Consider the following 16,903-nt stretch of genomic DNA (forward strand, 5'->3'; position numbering starts at 1 on the left):
CTTGCTCCGGTGGGCGGGCGTATTCTACGGCGAATGCGTGCGGCCCGCAGCGCCGGAAGGGGGCGTTGCGGGGAGGTGGTCAGGGGGCCTCGGGTTCGGCTTGCGGCACGTCGGCGGGCGGGGTCGCCTCGTCGGTCGCGGGCAGGGGTTCCGGCACGCGCAGGCTCTCCAGGCGCTCGATTACCCGCAGGGCGCGCTCGTGGGCGGTGATCAGTCCGGCGTGATCGGGGGCCAGGTCGAGCCCTTCCTGCCAGTGCTCCAGGGCCTCTTCGATGCGCCCGGCGGAGTAGTGCCCGCGCCCCGCTTCCAGCAGTTCCTCGGCGCGTGCGTCGCGGCGTTCGCGCCATTCCTCGCACAGCACGCGGTGCGCCCGCTGCGCGGCCTGGTCCGGGCCGGAGGCGTCGGCATCGGGGGTGATCTCGCTGCGGCACCAGCGCGCGGCCGTGGCCAGGTCGTCGGCCTCCAGGGCCTGGCGCAGGCGTGCGTTGATGGTGGAGCGCGGGACCTCGTCCTCGACCGCGGGGGCCTCGGCCTCGCGCAGTTCCTGCTCCAGTTCCGCGATGCGCCGCGCGCGTTCCGAGGCGGGTGCCAGGTTCTGGGCCAGGCGCAGCAGCTCCAGGCGTTCCTCGCCCTCGGTATCCGCGGCGTAGCCGTCCAGCGACCGGGCCAGGGGGTCGCGGCGCTGGGCCAGGCGGTCGGGATCGTCCGGCAGCTGTTCGCTGCGCCGCACCAGCGGACGCATCACCTCCAGCAGGCGCAGCTGCTGGACCAGGGCGCGGGCCTCGAGGATGTCGTGGCGTTGTTCCAGGGTCTGCAGGCCGACTTGCCGCTGGCGCTCGAGTTGCTCGATGTACTGGCGCCGTTCGCTGGCGGGCGGCAGCTTCTGCTCGGCGTCCTCGAGGATCTCCAGGGCGCGGGCCACGGCGCCCTCGGCCGAGGCGGCGCGCGCCTCATCCATGGCCGCGGCCGCGGCGGTCTCGGCCGCGCGCTCGATTTCCTCACGGCGCTCGGTCCATTCCGCTTGCGGTTCCGGCTCGTGCTGCTCGATCAGCTCCAGGGCGCGCTGGTAGTCGCCGGCCTCCAGCGCGCGCTCGATGCGCTGCTCCGGCGGGGCGAAGGGGTCCAGGGCCGCGCAGCCCTGGACCAGCAGGACCGCCAGCAGGATGCCCGCGAGCGGGAGGAGGCCGCCGCGTGTGGTCATGCGCGGTCCAGGACCCGGGTGACCGGAACGGCCTCGCTGACGCCGTGCAGCTCGTGGGTGCCCCAGTCTTCGGTGCGGAAGTGTCCCTTCACCTGCTCGTGCTCCATGAATGCGGCGGTCGTGACCAGCCCGCCGGGGGGCGCGACCGTGACCAGGCGGGCGGCCAGGTTGACGGTGTCGCCGACTACGGTGAACTGCATGCGGTCCTCGGCCCCCATGTTGCCGGCCAGCATCTCGCCGGCGTTCAGGCCGATACGGAATTCCACCCGGGTCTCGCCCCGGCGTTCGCGTTCGGCATTGATCGAGGCGACGGTTTCCAGCAGGGCCAGGCCGGTCTGCACAGCGGTCAGGCGGTGGTTGCCGGCGTCCGTCCCGAGGCCGAAGACCGCCATGGTACAGTCGCCCATGTACTTGTCCACCGTGCCTCCGTGACGGGCAATGCATTCCGACATCGGGCCGAAGAATTCGTTGAGCATCCGGCCCAGGGCCTCCGGGCTGCAGCGCTCCGACAGCGCCGTATAGCCCTGGATGTCGGCAAACAGGACCGAGCCCTCCACCGCGCGCCCGCCCAGCTCGACCCGGTCCAGGTTCTCCAGGATGTCCTGGGCGATGGCGTCCGATACGTAGCGGCGCAGGGCGGCCTCGACCTGGTCCTTGCGCAGCAGGTCGCGCGCCATGTCGTTGAAGGCATCGGTCAGCTGGGCGATCTCGTCCTGGCGCACCATGGGCAGGGGGTTGCCCTCGGCGTCCATCGGCCGGAAGCGCGAGCGCATGCTCTCGGCCAGGCGTTCCAGCGGCCGCACCAGGCGCTTGCTGATGTCGATCGCCAGCAGCAGGCTCAGCAGGAAGACCCCGATGGCCGTGGCAATCCCGGCATTCAGGGTGTTGCGGATGAGTTCCTGCATGGGCGAGGTGTCGATATAGGCCTCGATGTAGCCCACCTGCACATCCTGAAAGAGGACCTCGCGGCGGTACGGTTCCACCGTGGGCGCCAGGGGCCACACGCCGTCGGTGAGAGACTGCTCCGGCGGGGTTCCGGCACGCGCGACCTGGCCGCGATCGATCGCGTAGGCGGCGATGGATTCGACCCGCCCCTCCTCCACCAGCGAGTTCAGCAGGGTCTCCAGGGTCAGGTAGTCCTCCGCCAGCATCAACTCGGCCGAAGTGCGCGCGACCGGCGCCACCGTGATCTCGGCCTGGGCGCGAATCTGGTTGTCCAGCACATTGCTGACCTGGTTCAGCACCACGGCCGACAGGGTCACGATCCCGGCCAGCGTAAGCCCGGCGATGGCCGCCACGATCTTCCATGCGATCGGCAGATAGCGGGGCGTGAAGTCGGCCCCGCCGACATTCAGGCGGGCGCTGACACCGCGCTTGCGCCGCCCGATCACGAGGCATCCTCGCGTGGTGCGAGCCAGGGGGCCAGCCAGGCCCGCCAGTCGGCGAGCAGGGCGGAGGAGCGGGCCGCTACCGCGGAACGCTTGGCCAGGGAGCGACCGAACACCGGGCGGCCCCCGAGGTCGCACATGGCCCCGCCCGCGCGGGCGAGCATCAGTCCGCCGGCCGCGCTGTCCCAGGGGGCCTGTCCGCCATGCAGGTACAGATCGGCGCGCCCGGCCGCCAGCCAGGCCCACTCCAGGGCGCAGGCCCCGAGGTTGCGTTGCGACCGGAACGGGGCATGGCTGGCCAGTTCGCGCGCCAGTGGGGCGTCCAGCCGCTTGTAGTCGACCAGGGCGATGGCGCGTTTCAGCTCCGGGACCGGTGGTCGCCGGGCCGCCGGCGGGGTGGCGGCGTTGAGCTCCAGCGCGGTGTCCTCGGTCGCGGTGAACAGTTCGTCGCGAACCGGGTCGTAGGTCGCCCCGTGGGTGACCCGGTCGCCTGCAATGCGGGCGATGGAGATGGCGAAGAAGGGCATGCCGCCGGCGAAATTGGAGGTGCCGTCGAGCGGGTCCACCAGCCAGAAGGCCGGGGCGGTCTCCAGGACCTGTGCCTGTTCCGCGCGCGCCTGCTCCTCGCTCAACACCGGTTCGCGCTGCCCGTGCAGTCGCAGCAGCTCGCGCACCCGGGCGTCCACCGCGTGGTCGGCCTCGGTGATCACGCTGCCGTCGGCCTTGTAGTCCACGTCGATGCCGGCTTCGAAGCGCGGCAGGAGTTCTTGCTGTCCGATCACGCGCAGACCCCGGGCGAGATCGGAAAAGGGGATGGAGGTGGCAGTCATGCAGCCCTGGCAACGCCGATTGCGGAGTGAGTGAGCCGGATGCGGCCCGGTCGGCCCGGGCGAACTCGGCTACGAATGTGCTTATCATACCGGTCCATGACCGGCTTGATCATAATCCTCGCCCTGGCACTGGTCGCGTTCTACGTGAATGACACCTGGCGGGCCAACGAGCGGGCTCGCCGGGTGGGGCGCCAGGCGTGTGAACGGGCGGGGGTCCAGCTGCTGGATGCGACCGTTGTGCGTACCGGTCAGCGCCTGACGTGGGGCGAGCGCGGCCTGGCCCTGCAACGACACTATCGCTTCGAGTTCTCCGCCGACGGGGCGGGCCGCCACCCCGGCGAGATCTCTCTGGAAGGTCGGCAACTGAAGCGTGTGACCCTGGACTGGCCGGATGGTGGTCGCGAGTTTCAGGGGCCGGAGCGCGACGACCCGAGCGCGGGTGGTCCGGGGTGACGCTGAACGAGCTGCGTTATGTGGTGGCCGTCGCGGATGCCCGGCACTTCGGGCATGCGGCCGAGGCCTGTCATGTCAGCCAGCCGTCGCTGTCGGTCGCGGTGCGCAAGTTCGAGGAGGAGCTGGGGGTCACGCTGTTCGAACGCGGCCGCGGCGAGGTCTCCGTGACGCCGGCGGGTGAACAGGTCATCGCGCAGGCGCGGCGGGTGCTGGCCGAGGTGGAGCAGTTGCGTTCGGTCGCGGTGCAGAGCCAGGATCAGCTGTCCGGCCCGCTGCGGCTGGGCGCGATCTACACCATCGGCCCCTATCTGCTGCCGGAGCTGATTCCGGCGCTGCGCGAGCGCGCCCCGCATATGCCGCTGGTGATCGAGGAGAACTACACCGCGCGGCTGCGTGAACGGCTCAAGCAGGGCGAGCTGGACGCGATCATCATCTCGCTGCCGTTCGAGGAGTCCGGGGTGGTCACCCTGCCCCTGTACGACGAGCCGTTCATGGCCGTGCTGCCGGCGGCGCACCCGCTGAAGGACAAGGATCCGCTGCGTCTGGAGGATATGGCCGATGCCACGCTGCTGATGCTGGGCGCGGGCCATTGCTTCCGCGATCAGGTGCTGGAGCGCTGCCCCGACTGCCAGCGGACCGTGACCGCGGACGGCAGTACGCCGCGCAACCTCGAGGGCTCCTCGCTGGAGACGATCCGCCACATGGTGGCCTCGGGAATGGGGGTCACCATTCTGCCGTGTACGGCGGTGGGGGCGGATCGCTATGCCCAGCGCCTGCTGGCCGTGCGGCGTTTCGAGGATCCGGCCCCCAGCCGCCGGGTAGCCCTGGCCTGGCGCGCCAGTTTCCCGCGCCCGGAGGCCATCGAGGCCCTGCGCCGGGCGGTGTTGTCGACCCCCCTGACCTGCGTCGATTTCATCCAGCCCGGCTCGGGTCAGGGCAACCCGGATTGACCCGCCCGCGGCGGGTGGATGTCAGTTGCCGGCCAGCACGCGGTTGCGGCCGGCCTGCTTGGCGGCGTACAGGGCCTCGTCGGCGGCTTGGTAGGCCGACTGCAGAGTGGTATTGGGCCCGATGCCGGCCACGCCGATGCTGGCGGTCACCTTGACCGCGCCATCGCTCTCGAGCGTGGACTGGTCGCCTGCCGTGGCGGCGGTTCGCAGCGCGCCGATGGCCAGGCGGATGCGCTCGGCGCATTCCATCGCACGGCTCAGGTCGGCACCGGGCAGGACCGCCAGGAACTCCTCGCCGCCCATGCGCACGCACAGGTCGGATTCACGGGTGGTGCTGCGCAGGGTCTGCGCGACCAGACGCAGGATGTCGTCCCCCACGCTGTGGCCGTATTCGTCGTTGATCTGCTTGAAGTGATCGAGATCGATGGCCAGCACCGACAAGGGCCGCCCCTGACGGCGGCAGTCGGCCAGCCAGCGGGCGCCTTGTTTCTCGAATGCGCGGCGGTTGCCCAGGCCGGTCAGTTCGTCGGTCTCCAGGTTCTCGTTCAGGCGCTTGAAGCGCAGGGCATTGGCAAGCGCCGGAGCGGCCAGGCCCAGCAGGGCCTCGATCAGTTGCTGTTCGTCGTCGCTGAAGCGGCGCCCGCGCATCAGGATCAGCGAGCCCATGGTTTCGCCGTTCGCGCTCATCCCGTATTCGATGCGATGGCGATCCTCGTCGCCGCCGGACCAGGTCTCGTCGCTCTCCTGCAGGATGAAGAACCAGCCGCTGTGGTGAACCTGGGCATGCAGGTGCTCCTGCAGCCGGGCGAGGACCGTGCCCAGCTCCAGGCTGGATGACAGCGACTGGACAAACGCCAGGGCGTCAAAGGGGGTGCCGGCATCGCCGGTGGTCTTGCCCTTGGCGGATACCAGTCGCAGGTTGTGGGCGTTCCCGTCGCGGTTCATGGCTGTCTCGCTCGCAAAGATCCTGGGGTCGAAGGTAATGCGAGATCCATGCCATCGATCAAAACAATCGTCGAAACAGTGACTTGTTTGTCCTTTTGGTGTGCGAAAGACGGAATTCCGTCGGATTTTTGCCGCTTCCGGCAGGTGATGGCCGCCCGGACCGGCAAGGGGCGGCAATATCCTGACGCTAGGCGCCTCTCGGATTTGGGCGATCGTCGCGAGCGTTGTGGGAGATCAGTCCCAAATCCGACAGGCTTCTAGTGTCGGCCGCCGAGTCCCGGGCCATGACCGGACTACATGAGCGCGCCCTTCGCTTGCCCTACACTGCGCGACATGATTCGACTTCAAGATATCGAGCTGCGCCGTGGCCGACAGGTCCTCCTGCAGCATGCCAGTCTGACCGTGCACGCCGGCTGGCGGGTGGGCCTGACCGGTGCCAACGGCTCCGGCAAATCCAGTCTGCTGGCGGCGCTGCAGGGTGAGCTGAGCCTGGATGCCGGCGAGATCGACCGGCCAGCCGACTGGGTGGTGGCGCACCTGCCGCAGGAGGTCCCGGGGAGCGCGCGTTCAGCCGCGGACTACGTGCTGGACGGCGACGCCGAGTTGCGCGACCTGCAGGCGCGCCTGGAGCAGGTCGCCGACGGCGCCGAACAGGCGCGCCTGTATGCGGCCCTGGATGCGATCGACGGCTGGACGGCGGACGCCCGGGCGCGGCGGCTGCTCGCGGGGCTGGGCTTTGCGCCGGCCGATGCCGACCGGCCGATGAGCGACTTCTCCGGCGGCTGGCGCATGCGCCTGGGGCTGGCGCGCACGCTGATGACGCGCTCCGATCTGTTGTTGCTGGACGAGCCCACCAACCACCTCGATGTCGAGACCATCCTGTGGCTGGAGGACTGGCTGGCGCGCTACCCGGGGACGGTCATCGTGATCGCGCATGACCGGCGGTTTCTCGATTCCGTTTGTACCCATATCGCGCACATCGAGCGCGGGGGCATCGCGCTCTATGCGGGCAGCTATACCCATGCCGAGGCCAAGCGCGCGGAGGCGATCGCCCAGAGCGAGGCGGCGGCCGCGAAGGTCGCGGCCGAGCGTGCCCATCTGGAGGATTTCGTGCGCCGCTTCCGGGCCAAGGCGAGCAAGGCGCGCCAGGCCCAGAGCCGCCTGAAACGCCTGGAGCAGCTCGACGAGGTCGCCGTGATTCGGGCCGCACGGCCGATCCATCTGGAGATCCCGACCCCCGAGCGTCTGCCGGACCCGCTCCTGGCGCTGGACCATGCCGAGGTGCGCTCCGGGGACCGCACCCGCCTGCATGCGACGAGTTTACGTCTGCGGCCGGAAGACCGGATCGGTGTTCTGGGGCCCAATGGTGCCGGGAAATCGACGCTTCTGACCCTGCTGGCCGGCGAGCTGGCGCCCACCGCCGGCGAGCGCCGGGTCGAGCCGAGCCTGAAGGTGGGCTATTTCGCCCAGCACCAGAGCGAGCAGCTGGATCTGGGCGCCTCGCCCCTCGTGCATCTGCAACGCCAGGATCCGCGCGCCGAGGAACAGCGGCTGCGCAACTTTCTCGGTGGCATGGGCTTTCCCGGGGAGAAGGCGGATGCCCCGGTTGGCCAGTGCTCGGGCGGGGAGCGCGTACGCCTGGTGCTGGCGCTGCTGATCTGGCAGGCGCCTTCCCTGCTGTTGCTGGACGAGCCCACCAACCACCTGGATCTGGATATGCGCGAGGCACTGGCCGAGGCGCTGGAGAACTATGCCGGCGGGCTGGTGGTCGTGGCGCATGACCGCGAATTGCTGGCGCGGGTGTGCGACCGTTTCTGGCGCGTCGAGGACGGCCATCTGAGAGATTTCGACGGGGACCTGGATGACTACGCCCGGGAACTGCAGGCGCGCGAGCGCGAGGCCTTTGCCGCGAGCGAACCCGGCACCGGTGAATCGGCAGCCCGCAGCGCCCCGGCCCCGTCGCAGAAGGAGCGGCGCCAGCAGGCCGCACAGGCACGGGCGGCGATCAAGCCGCTGAAGCAGCGCGCGGACCGCGCCGAGCAGGAATGTACCCGGGTGCAGGAGCGCCTGGAGGCCCTGGAGGCGGAGATGGCCGATCCTGCCCTTTACGAGGGCGAGGCGGCGGATCGCCTGGCGCAGCTGACCCGCGAGCAGGGGGAGCTGCGTGCCCGGCTGGAGGCCGTGGAGGGCGAGTGGATGGAGGCGCTGGAGGCCCTGGAGGCGGCACAGGCCGAGCCGACGGAGTGAGAAGCGATTCAAAGACCAACCCTTGAGATCGGGTATTGCGAGGTCTATACAGGAGGGGAATGCACCGGAACGAGGAGTGCCCCCATGAATGCACAGGAACTGAATCGTCGCTGTGTCGAGCTCTTTCACCACCCGGATGCAAAGCTGCATTGCTGGCACCCGCGCATGTTCTGGGAGACCCACATGCTGGAGAACCCGAAGCCGGAAGACCTGCAGGAGCCGAAGGTGGATCTGCGCGAACTGGAGGTGATGCTGGCCGAGGCCGCGCATGAGCCCTCGCAGTGCGCCGAGGAACTGGAGCAGGAGGAGCCGGGCCGGGCCACGCTGATCCGTCACATGATGGAGCGCGGCGAGATGCCGCTGCTGCACCGGCCCCACTGATCAGCGTTTTCTGAATGGCTTGGGCCCCCAACGGGGCCCGGGACTCCGGATGCGGCGTCCCGCTTGCCGACCCCGGTGGTCCCGACTGCCGGGGTCTTTTCGTTCGGGGTATCCGTCCGGACCTTCCGGGGCTACTACTGGCGGATGAAATCCGAGAAATACAGTGCGGCGATCCGCGGGGAGCCGGTGATCTCTTCGAGCAATTCGTTCAGCTCGTCCGTGGCCTGGTTGCGCAGATCCTCGCGGGCGCCGCTGCCGGTCAGGCTGTCGGGGCTGCGGCCGCCGAGGATGTGGATCAGGCGGTCGCGTACGGCGGGGATGTGTTCGCGGATGGCCCGGGCATCTTCCAGATTGTGGCCCTCCAGCTGGATGGAGGCCTGCAGGTAGCGTCCGCGATCGGCGGCCTCCATGTTCACGACCACGGGTTCCAGGGTCACGTAGTGGCTGTCCAGATCGTCCACGGCAAGAGCCAGGGGGGCAAGCAACAGCAGGAGAAGCCCCGACAGGGTCGGGGGCAGGAAACGAAGGGGGCTCGAGGTCATGGTGCGTGCTCCGGGGCGGTTTGCGTGCTGGAGGCGATCCAGTCGCCGCGTCGATGCGGCTCCTGACCGAAGTATGCCACCAGGTGATCATAGATGGCGGGCAGCCGCTCGCGCAGCCGCGCGGGCTCGAAGAAGAAGGACTCCACCGCGACCGCCAGGAATTCCTCCGGGGCCGTGGCCGCGTAGGGGTCCAGCGGCAGAGTCGACTCGTCGACCGTGCCGGCCTCCACCGCCTCGACAGTCTCCACGAAGCGGTCGAAGGCGCGGGAGAAATCCTCGGTCCAGGCGCGTGTGGACTGTCCGCGGGGGAGCGGGGGGAAGCCGTTGACCTCGCCGTTGCCGGCGTCCAGCACATGGGTCATCTCGTGGACGACCACGGCGCCGTCGCGTGCGACATCATTCCACGACAGGATCACCGGCCCGCGCTCCCAGGCCTCGCCGGACTGGGGCATCGCGCCCTGATGCACGATGCCCGCCTCGTCTACCCACTCGTGTTCCGGCACGAAGGTATCCGGATAGAGGATCAGCGTGCGCCAGTCCCGGTACGGCGCCAGGCCCAGCTCCAGGATCGGGAGTGCCGCGTAGGCCGCGATCACCTGGCACTGCCACGGCTCGGGTTCCGCGGCGATCCCGATGAATTCCTTCTGCGCGAGGATCTGCCCGATCAGTTCGCGCAGCCGGGCGCGTTCCTCCGGTGTGAGGCGGGCGATGAACGGCACCCGCTGGCGCATGGCCTCCCACTCGTCGTTGTCGAGGGGGACCGCCTCTGGTTCCAGTCCGGCGAACGGTCCCAGCAGGCGGCGGAACAGGCCTCGCAGCGGGAATTGCGGTGTCGAGTTCATCGCCCGATCGTCGCATGTTTGGCCGTGTCGCGTCCGCCTGCGGCAAAGGCTTGCCGGTGGCGGTTAAGGATTGCCGCTGTGCGGCCGTTAACCCTCTCGGGAATCCGTCCCGTTGAGGAACATCCATGCATATTGCCGATTATTCCATGCAGTTCTCGAGCCAGCGCCTGGCGCTGGAGGCTACCCGGCGCGAGGTGCGCCTGACGGTGCGCGAAGGGGGCGGGGCCGCGCCCCCGGCGGAGCCCCGCCAGGGCGCCGGGCTGCCTGGACTTGTGAGCCCGGACCGGGGCGAACGGCCGGCCCCGGCCTCCGTTGCGGCCCTGCGCGCGCCCTTCGTGGGCGTGGCCCCGGCGGACAGTGAGCTGACGTCTGTGGACCAGCTGCGCACCGAACTGCTCCGGCTGATCCTGGAACGTTTTACCGGGCGCGAGATCCGCGTCGTGGACCCGGCGGACCTCCGGCCCGACGCGAACGCGGATGCGAACCCGCCGGCATTCCTCGAACCGCCCGCAGCCCGGCCCCCGGGCGCCCCGCGTGCGCCGGGCGGCCTTGCCGTGGCCTGGTCGGTGGAGCAGACCCGGGTGGAGATCGAGCGCACGGCCTTCCAGGCCCAGGGGCGGGTGCAGACGGCCGACGGCAAGACCATCGAGATCGACATTGCCCTGACCATGAGTCGCGAGTTCGTCGAGCACACCCGTATTCAGGGCGGTGTCGATGGCGAACTGCATGACCCGCTGGTGATCAATTTCGATGCCCCGGCGGCGGCATTGACCGAGACCCGTTTCGAATTCGACCTGGACGCCGATGGCTCACCGCAGCAGGTGGCCTTCCTGCAGCCCGGCAGCGGTTTTCTGGCCCTCGACCGATCGGGCAGCGGGCAGGTCGATGATGGCTCCGAGCTGTTCGGGCCGCTGACCGGGGACGGCTTCGCCGAACTGCGCCGCCTCGATCATGACGGCAATGGCTGGATCGATGCGGCGGACCCGGTCTATGACCGCCTGCGCGTCTGGACCCGCGACGCCCAGGGCCGCGATCAGTTGCTGGCCCTGGGCGAGGTGGGGGTGGGGGCGATCTACCTCGGACATGTCAGTACCCCCTTTGACCTGCGCCATGGCGGTGACAACAGCCTGCTGGGCCAGGTGCAGTCGACCGGCGTCTGGGTGGCCGAGGATGGCCGCAGCGGCAGCGTGCAGCAGATCGATCTGACGGCCTGACGGAACGCGGAGGCTCGTTCCTGCGTCGAGGGTTGTATAACGGCTACTCTGTGCTTTCGTCCACTCCCCGCGAGCGACCCGGCGCATGCGATTCGAGACCCTCTTGTGTTGGCGGCGGTCGGACCGACCGCCCCTGAAGCGCCCGCTGCCCGCCACCTGCATGTCGCGGGGGGGCGGCCGCCTGTCCCTGCTCATGATCCTGGCCGTGGGACTGGCCGGCTGTGGGGGCGAGTCTTCCGAAGCGGCTGACGAGCCCGCTGGCGAGGCGGCGACCCCGATCGCGGCGGTGGAGATGCAGCCGCGGGACCTCTCGCGTGAACTGCGACTTTCCGCGCGGGTCGAGCCGCGGGCGCGGGTGCGCCTGGCGGCTCGTACGGATGGCGTGGTCAAGGCGGTCCATGTCGAGGAAGGCGACCGCGTCGGGCAGGGCGATATCCTGGTCGAGCTGGACGTGGCCGAGGAGCGCGCGGAGCTGGCGCGCGCCGAGGCCCATGCCGAAGAGGCACAGCTGGAATACGCGCGCAGTTCCGAGTTGCGTGACGAGGGGATTTCCAGCCGCGCCAGCTACGAACGGGCCCGCGCCGCGCTGCGTTCGGCCGAGAGCGAGCAGGCCCTGTGGCAGGCGCGGGTCGATTACGGGACGCTCGCTGCCAGCCGCGACGGCGTGATCACCGAGCGGATGGTGGAGCCTGGAGAGGCCGTCGCGGCGCGCGATGCGCTGCTGGAGCTGGTCGATATTACTACGCTGGTGCTGCGACCCGGGGTGTCCGAGCTGGACGTGCGCGACCTGGTCGTGGGCCAGGACGTGCCCATTCGGCTGGATGCCTTTCCTGATACTGACTACGTCGCCGAGATTCGTCGCATCTTCCCGGCGGCCTCGCCGGATTCCCAGCAGGTGACGGTGGAGATCGCGCTGCCGGCCGAGGCCGCCGACAACGGCGTGCGTCCGGGTAACCTCGCACGCATCCGCATGACCGTTGATGAGCGCCCGAACGCCCTGGCGGTGCCGGCCGCGGCGATCGGCGAGGACGATGACGCGCGCTATGTGTACGTGGTGGTGGATGAACAGCTGGAACGGCGCACGGTCGAGACCGGTGTGACCCGGGGCCCCTGGACCGAGATTACCGAGGGTCTGGAAGAAGGCGAGATCGTGCTGGCGACCAATCCGATCGACATGCGCGAGGGTCAGCGGGTGCGCATTGTCGGCTGGCGGGGCTAGGGCATGGCCGATGCGGGGGACTCCCAGCGCCCACACGGGCGGGTGACCAGCTTCTCCATCCGCCGGCCGGTCGCGATCATGGCGCTGGCCTCGGTGGTGATCGTGCTGGGCATGTTCTTTGTCGACCGCCTGCCGGTGGACCTGCTGCCGCATGTCGAGTACCCGCACATCCGGGTCACGGTGAACCACCCGGGCACCGCGCCGGAGGTCATGGAGGAGCAGGTCACACGAGTGCTGGAGCGCAATCTTGCGGCGACCGAGAACCTGACGCGCATCTACAGCCGTGCCTCCGAGGGGCGCACCAACGTCAACCTGCTGTTCGAGTACGGGACCAACCTGGATCTGGCGTTGCAGGATGCGGCGCGTCACCTGGAGCTGGCGCGCACCCAGTTGCCGGATGATTTCGAATCCCTGCGCCTGTACAAGTTCGACCCGTCGCAGGACCCGATCTGGGAGGCGGGCTTCTCCTCCACCGTGCGTTCCGAGACCGCAGTTCGCGACTGGGTGGAGCACGAGCTGGCCCCGCAGTTGATCGCCATCCACGGGATCTCCTCGGTGGAGGCCTCCGGCGGCCAGCAGCGCGAGCTGGAGGTGATCCTCGACCAGGAACGGGTGCGCGGCTACGGCCTGTCGCTGGCCGCGATCAGCGAGACGCTGGCGGACGAGAACCGTGAGGTGGCCGGTGGCTGGGTGACCTCCGACACCTTTGATGTGATGGCCAAGACCGAGGGCCTGTTCACTTCCGAGGCGGATGTGCGCAACGTGCTGATTCCGCTGCCGGGGCCGCAGTCGGCGCATGTGCGCCTGGGCGAGCTGGCCGAGGTGCGCGACGGCCACCGCGAGCAGCGCCTGTTCATCCGCCTGGATGGCACCCCGGCCGCGCGCGTGTCGGTGTTCAAGCTGCCGGAGGCCAATACCGTCGAATCGGTGGATGCCGTGCGCGGGACGCTCCAGCGGCTGGAGCGTTCCGGGTTTATCCCCGAGGACATCCAGTGGGAGGTGGTCAGCGACTCGGCCCCGTTTATCCGTGGCGCGGTGTCCTCCGTGGGCACCGCTGCAGTCCTCGGTGGCGTGCTGGCGATGCTGGCGGTGTTCCTGTTCCTCGGCAGTCTGCGCAAGAGCTTCATTATCGGGCTGTCGATCCCGATCGCGCTGATGGCGACCTTCGCGATGATGGGGCTGGGCGGATTGACCCTGAACATCATCAGCCTGGGCGGGCTCGCGCTGGGCGTGGGGCTGCTGCTCGACAACGCGATCGTGATGCTGGAGAACATCTACCGCCATCGTGACAAGCTCGGGAAATCGCCGGAGGAGGCTGCCCATGACGGGGCGGGCGAGGTCGTGTCGGCGGTCACCGCCGGCACGCTGACCAACCTGGCCGCGGTGCTCCCGTTCCTGCTGATTACGGGTATCGGCGCGCTGATCTTCCGCGAGCTGATCCTGACGCTGTCGTTCGCGATCATCGCCACACTGGCCGCAGCGATCACGCTGGTGCCGATGCTGGCGGCCCTGCTCGCGCGCATCCGCTGGGAGAGCGGGCTGGACCGGACCTGGCTGCTGCGCGGCTTCGACCGCGGGGTGCAGGGCTTGCGCCGACGTTACCGGCGTCTGCTGCCGAAGGTGCTGCGCGCGCGCTGGGTGGTGCTTGGCGCCGCCGGGGTCCTGTTGGTCGGCGCCATCCAGGTCGGCGGGGAGCTGGGCACCGAGTTCCTGCCGCAGGTGGACGATGGTCAGGTCAGCGTGCGCATGGTCCTGCCGCCGGGTACACCGCCGCACGAGACCGATGCCGCCGCCCGCGACATCGAGGCCGCACTCGAGGAGCTGCCGCATGTCGAGAGCGTGTTCGCCATGGTCGGCGGGCACCTGGGGGGTGGCGTGGTCAACGAGCGTCCGGGGACGTCCAATCTCACGGTGCAGCTCACCCCGGCCGGACAGCGTGAAATGACCGCCGGGCAATGGGTGGCCGAGGCACAGGCGGCGATGGACGAACTGGACCTGCCCGGGGCGCGGATTACCGTGCGCCCGCCGCGTATCGACGGGTTGCAGTTCAGCGTGACTGGCGACGACCTGTCGATCGGCGTGGTGGGGGCGGATCTGACCGAGATGCGTACCATCGCCCGCGAGATCGCGGGGCGCCTGGAGGGCATCCCGGGCCTTGAGGGCGTCGAGGTCGGGCGCGAGGACCAGAGCCCGATTCTGCGCGTACACGTGGATCGCGAGCGCGCGGCCGCGCTGGGCCTGCAGGTGGGCACGGTCGGTCAGGCGATCCGCGATGCGGTGGAGGGCGCGGTACCGACCCAGTATGTGCGCGATGACCGCGAGTACGACTTGCGCGTCCGCCTGCCGCGCGAGGATGTACAGGACACGGCCACACTGGGACGGATGATCCTGTTCCGTGATAACGGCGATCCCGTACGGCTCGCCGACGTGGCCGAGTTCGAGATCGGCGAGGGGCCCGCCCATATCGAGCGCGAGAACCAGAGCCGGGTGGTGCGGGTGAACGGCGATATCAATACCGAGGTCAGCGACGTCGGTTCGGTGATGGCCGAGGTCGAACAGCGTCTGGCCGAGGTGGAGGTACCCGAGCACTACAGCCTGCTGATCGGGGGCGAGTGGGAGACCATCCAGGAGACGCAGCGCGAGATGGCCACCGTCGTTGCGCTGGCGATCTTCCTGGTCCTGGTGGTGCTGGCGGTTCAATACGAGCGCCTGGCCAATCCGCTGGTGATCGTGGCGGCGGCCCCGCTGTCGCTGATTGGCGTGGTCGCGATCCTGTGGGCCACGAACACGCCGGTCTCCGCGCCGGTGATGATCGGCGCGATCCTGCTGATCGGGGTGGTGGTGAACAACGCGATCCTGCTCGTCGAGTACATCGAACAGGGCCGTCGACGACGCGGCCTGAGCCCGGCGCGCGCGGTGGTGGAGGCGGGTGCACTGCGCCTGCGTCCGATCCTGATGACCACCCTGACCACAGTGCTCGGCATGTTGCCGCTGGCCATCGGCCTCGGTGAGGGTGCGGAGATCATGCGCCCGCTGGCGCTGACCGTGGTCGGCGGCCTGATTGCCGGGATGATCCTGACGCTGCTGGTGGTGCCCTGCCTGTACCTGGTGGTGAACCGCGCCGCGGAGCGCGTAAAGGGAACGCTGGCAACCCGGTCACGCGAGCCCTCGGATATGGGGGCGATCAGTTAGGATGCCCGGCATCCGGAACATCACGAACGACGAGGAGAACGGGATGAGACGCGTAATCGGAAGTGGCGCAGTGCTGTTGGCGATGCTGGCGGGAGGGGTACCCGCGCAGGCCGACGAACTGCATACGGTCGAGCAGCTGAGTAAGGCGCCGGCGGAGCTCGAGGGCGAAGAAGTGCGCCTGGAGGGCATCGTCGGGCGGGTGAACGAGGACATCATGGGCCGCAACTTCATCCACTTCGTGGACGGCACGGGAAGCGAGGGTGATTACATCACCATCACCTCCACCGAGCTGCCCGAGGTGGGCGACCGCGTTTCGGTCACCGGAACGCTGATCCTGGATCGTGACTTCGGGGCCGGCTACACCTATCCCGTGATCATCGAAGGCGCCTCGTTTTCCGAGGAATAGCCGCATGCCGTGATGGTGCATGTTGGAGGACTCCGACATGCACCCTGGCCGCACAAGGGAGTGCGGCTTTCAGACGTCCCATGGAGGGGAGGCGATGTCCATCGAGGGTGTACAAGGAACTGTGTAAGTGGTCATTTAGCAGACCTGAGCAAGGAGTATGCGATGACCGATTCGAAGACGATTCCCGATGCTTTGCTGGATGAGCTGCTGAAGGACTATCAGCACCCGAAGGATCTGCTGGGTCAGGGTGGGCTGCTCCAGCAGCTGACGCAGCGCCTGGCGGAGCGGGCGCTCGAGGCGGAGATGACCACCCACCTGGGCTATCCGCCGCATGCCCTGGAGGGCCGCGGCAGTGGCAACAGTCGCAACGGCAAGACGCGCAAGCGCGTGCAGGGCGAAGCCGGCGCGTTCGAGATCGAAGTTCCGCGGGATCGCGACAGCAGCTTCGAGCCGCAGCTGATTGCCAAGCGGCAGCGCCGCCTGGAAGGCTTTGACGACAAGGTCATCGCGCTCTATGCGCGGGGCCAGTCCACCCGCGAGATCCAGGCGCAACTGGAAGAGCTCTACGGCGTGGAGGTCTCGCCGACCCTGATCTCCAACGTCACCGAGGCGGTGCGTGAAGAGCTGCAAGCCTGGCAGGAGCGGCCCCTGGCGGCGGTCTACCCCATCCTCTACTTCGACGCCCTGCACGTGAAGTCGCGCGAGCACGGGCCGGTCAAGAACCAGGCCGTCTATCTGGCCCTGGGCATCAACCTGGAAGGCGAGAAGGAGCTGCTGGGACTCTGGGTCGGTCAGGCCGAGGGTGCCTCGTTCTGGCACGCGGTGTTCACCGAGCTCAACAGTCGCGGCGTCCAGGACTGTTTCATCGCCTGCGTGGACGGCCTCAAGGGCCTGCCCGAGGCGATCGAGAGCGTGTTCCCGAACACCCAGGTGCAACTGTGCATCGTTCACAAGGTCCGCGGCAGCCTCAAGTACGTGCCCTGGAAGGAGCGCAAGGCCGTGGCCCGGGATCTGCGCGCCATCTACGGCGCCGCCACCCGCGCCGAGGCCGAGGCCGCGCTCACCCGCTTTGCGGACACCTGGGACGCCAAAT

The 16,903-nt window shown here is 69.0% G+C and carries 15 protein-coding genes; 9 read left to right on the top strand and 6 right to left on the bottom strand.

The window, feature by feature from the left end:
- Positions 1–79 precede the first annotated feature (79 nt).
- The 3 genes from D103_RS0111525 to D103_RS0111535 are packed head-to-tail and all read right to left on the bottom strand — an operon-like array spanning position 80 to position 3,419.
- The gene (locus D103_RS0111525) at positions 80–1,201 is read right to left on the bottom strand and encodes a hypothetical protein (RefSeq protein ID WP_018866729.1); all 1,122 of its coding nucleotides are present in this window, start codon (positions 1,199–1,201) and stop codon (positions 80–82) included.
- On the bottom strand, positions 1,198–2,592 hold the full coding sequence (locus tag D103_RS0111530) for an adenylate/guanylate cyclase domain-containing protein (RefSeq protein WP_018866730.1): 1,395 nt from the start codon (positions 2,590–2,592) through the stop codon (positions 1,198–1,200). The genes D103_RS0111525 and D103_RS0111530 overlap by 4 nt, the downstream gene beginning before the upstream one ends.
- Entirely contained in the window at positions 2,589–3,419 is an 831-nt protein-coding gene (locus tag D103_RS0111535) for an inositol monophosphatase family protein (RefSeq protein WP_018876901.1), read from the bottom strand. The genes D103_RS0111530 and D103_RS0111535 overlap by 4 nt, the downstream gene beginning before the upstream one ends.
- Positions 3,420–3,515: 96 nt before the next feature.
- Here D103_RS0111535 and D103_RS0111540 point away from each other — a divergent pair, with 96 nt between their 5' ends.
- Together D103_RS0111540 and D103_RS0111545 are read left to right on the top strand one after the other, a co-directional pair.
- Positions 3,516–3,872, top strand: coding sequence for a DUF3301 domain-containing protein (locus tag D103_RS0111540; RefSeq protein WP_018866732.1), 357 nt, complete (start codon positions 3,516–3,518; stop codon positions 3,870–3,872).
- Positions 3,869–4,822 (top strand): hydrogen peroxide-inducible genes activator, encoded by a 954-nt coding sequence (locus tag D103_RS0111545; protein WP_018876902.1) that lies wholly within the window; start codon positions 3,869–3,871, stop codon positions 4,820–4,822. The genes D103_RS0111540 and D103_RS0111545 overlap by 4 nt, the downstream gene beginning before the upstream one ends.
- 21 nt (positions 4,823–4,843) lie before the next feature.
- On the opposite strand, the gene D103_RS0111550 is transcribed toward D103_RS0111545, so the two are convergent.
- Positions 4,844–5,767: a GGDEF domain-containing protein gene (locus D103_RS0111550; protein WP_018876903.1), complete on the bottom strand. Its 924-nt coding sequence runs from the start codon at positions 5,765–5,767 to the stop codon at positions 4,844–4,846.
- A gap of 333 nt (positions 5,768–6,100) precedes the next feature.
- On the opposite strand from D103_RS0111550, the gene D103_RS0111555 reads away from it, so the two are divergent.
- Complete coding sequence (locus D103_RS0111555; RefSeq protein WP_018876904.1) at positions 6,101–8,014, top strand: ABC-F family ATP-binding cassette domain-containing protein; 1,914 nt, start codon at positions 6,101–6,103, stop codon at positions 8,012–8,014.
- Between the two features lie 84 nt (positions 8,015–8,098).
- Positions 8,099–8,395, top strand: coding sequence for a hypothetical protein (locus D103_RS0111560; RefSeq protein WP_018866736.1), 297 nt, complete (start codon positions 8,099–8,101; stop codon positions 8,393–8,395).
- 134 nt (positions 8,396–8,529) lie between these two features.
- Here the strand turns inward: D103_RS0111560 and fliL are convergent, their stop codons facing one another.
- Complete coding sequence (fliL, locus tag D103_RS0111565; RefSeq protein WP_018876905.1) at positions 8,530–8,937, bottom strand: flagellar basal body-associated protein FliL; 408 nt, start codon at positions 8,935–8,937, stop codon at positions 8,530–8,532.
- Positions 8,934–9,779, bottom strand: coding sequence for a zinc-dependent peptidase (locus D103_RS0111570; protein ID WP_018876906.1), 846 nt, complete (start codon positions 9,777–9,779; stop codon positions 8,934–8,936). Before D103_RS0111570 ends, fliL begins: the two co-directional genes overlap by 4 nt.
- A 125-nt stretch (positions 9,780–9,904) precedes the next feature.
- Here D103_RS0111570 and D103_RS0111575 point away from each other — a divergent pair, with 125 nt between their 5' ends.
- The 5 genes from D103_RS0111575 to D103_RS0111595 all read left to right on the top strand — a co-directional run.
- Complete coding sequence (locus D103_RS0111575; protein ID WP_018866739.1) at positions 9,905–10,993, top strand: hypothetical protein; 1,089 nt, start codon at positions 9,905–9,907, stop codon at positions 10,991–10,993.
- 160 nt (positions 10,994–11,153) lie between these two features.
- Positions 11,154–12,212 carry an efflux RND transporter periplasmic adaptor subunit gene (locus D103_RS0111580; RefSeq protein ID WP_018876907.1) on the top strand — a complete coding sequence of 353 codons (1,059 nt, stop codon included), beginning with the start codon at positions 11,154–11,156 and terminating at the stop codon, positions 12,210–12,212.
- 3 nt (positions 12,213–12,215) lie between these two features.
- Positions 12,216–15,404, top strand: coding sequence for an efflux RND transporter permease subunit (locus tag D103_RS0111585; protein WP_018876908.1), 3,189 nt, complete (start codon positions 12,216–12,218; stop codon positions 15,402–15,404).
- Positions 15,405–15,447: 43 nt separating this feature from the next.
- Positions 15,448–15,810 (top strand): hypothetical protein, encoded by a 363-nt coding sequence (locus D103_RS0111590; protein WP_026280353.1) that lies wholly within the window; start codon positions 15,448–15,450, stop codon positions 15,808–15,810.
- A gap of 162 nt (positions 15,811–15,972) precedes the next feature.
- The coding region (locus D103_RS0111595) for an IS256 family transposase (protein ID WP_018876910.1) at positions 15,973–16,903 on the top strand (931 nt) is incomplete at its 3' end.

The sequence above is a fragment of the Thioalkalivibrio sp. ALE31 genome, assembly GCF_000377405.1.
Taxonomy (GTDB): Bacteria; Pseudomonadota; Gammaproteobacteria; order Ectothiorhodospirales; family Ectothiorhodospiraceae; genus Thioalkalivibrio.

Bases quoted from the DNA above. Each gene is read 5' to 3' on its own strand.
- D103_RS0111525 (WP_018866729.1), bottom strand. From the start codon at position 1,201: ATGACCACACGCGGCGGCCTCCTCCCGCTCGCGGGCATCCTGCTGGCG.
- D103_RS0111535 (WP_018876901.1), bottom strand. From the start codon at position 3,419: ATGACTGCCACCTCCATCCCCTTTTCCGATCTCGCCCGGGGTCTGCGC.
- D103_RS0111540 (WP_018866732.1), top strand. From the start codon at position 3,516: ATGACCGGCTTGATCATAATCCTCGCCCTGGCACTGGTCGCGTTCTAC.
- D103_RS0111550 (WP_018876903.1), bottom strand. From the start codon at position 5,767: ATGAACCGCGACGGGAACGCCCACAACCTGCGACTGGTATCCGCCAAG.
- D103_RS0111555 (WP_018876904.1), top strand. From the start codon at position 6,101: ATGATTCGACTTCAAGATATCGAGCTGCGCCGTGGCCGACAGGTCCTC.
- D103_RS0111560 (WP_018866736.1), top strand. From the start codon at position 8,099: ATGAATGCACAGGAACTGAATCGTCGCTGTGTCGAGCTCTTTCACCAC.
- fliL (WP_018876905.1), bottom strand. From the start codon at position 8,937: ATGACCTCGAGCCCCCTTCGTTTCCTGCCCCCGACCCTGTCGGGGCTT.
- D103_RS0111570 (WP_018876906.1), bottom strand. From the start codon at position 9,779: ATGAACTCGACACCGCAATTCCCGCTGCGAGGCCTGTTCCGCCGCCTG.
- D103_RS0111575 (WP_018866739.1), top strand. From the start codon at position 9,905: ATGCATATTGCCGATTATTCCATGCAGTTCTCGAGCCAGCGCCTGGCG.
- D103_RS0111580 (WP_018876907.1), top strand. From the start codon at position 11,154: ATGTCGCGGGGGGGCGGCCGCCTGTCCCTGCTCATGATCCTGGCCGTG.
- D103_RS0111585 (WP_018876908.1), top strand. From the start codon at position 12,216: ATGGCCGATGCGGGGGACTCCCAGCGCCCACACGGGCGGGTGACCAGC.
- D103_RS0111590 (WP_026280353.1), top strand. From the start codon at position 15,448: ATGAGACGCGTAATCGGAAGTGGCGCAGTGCTGTTGGCGATGCTGGCG.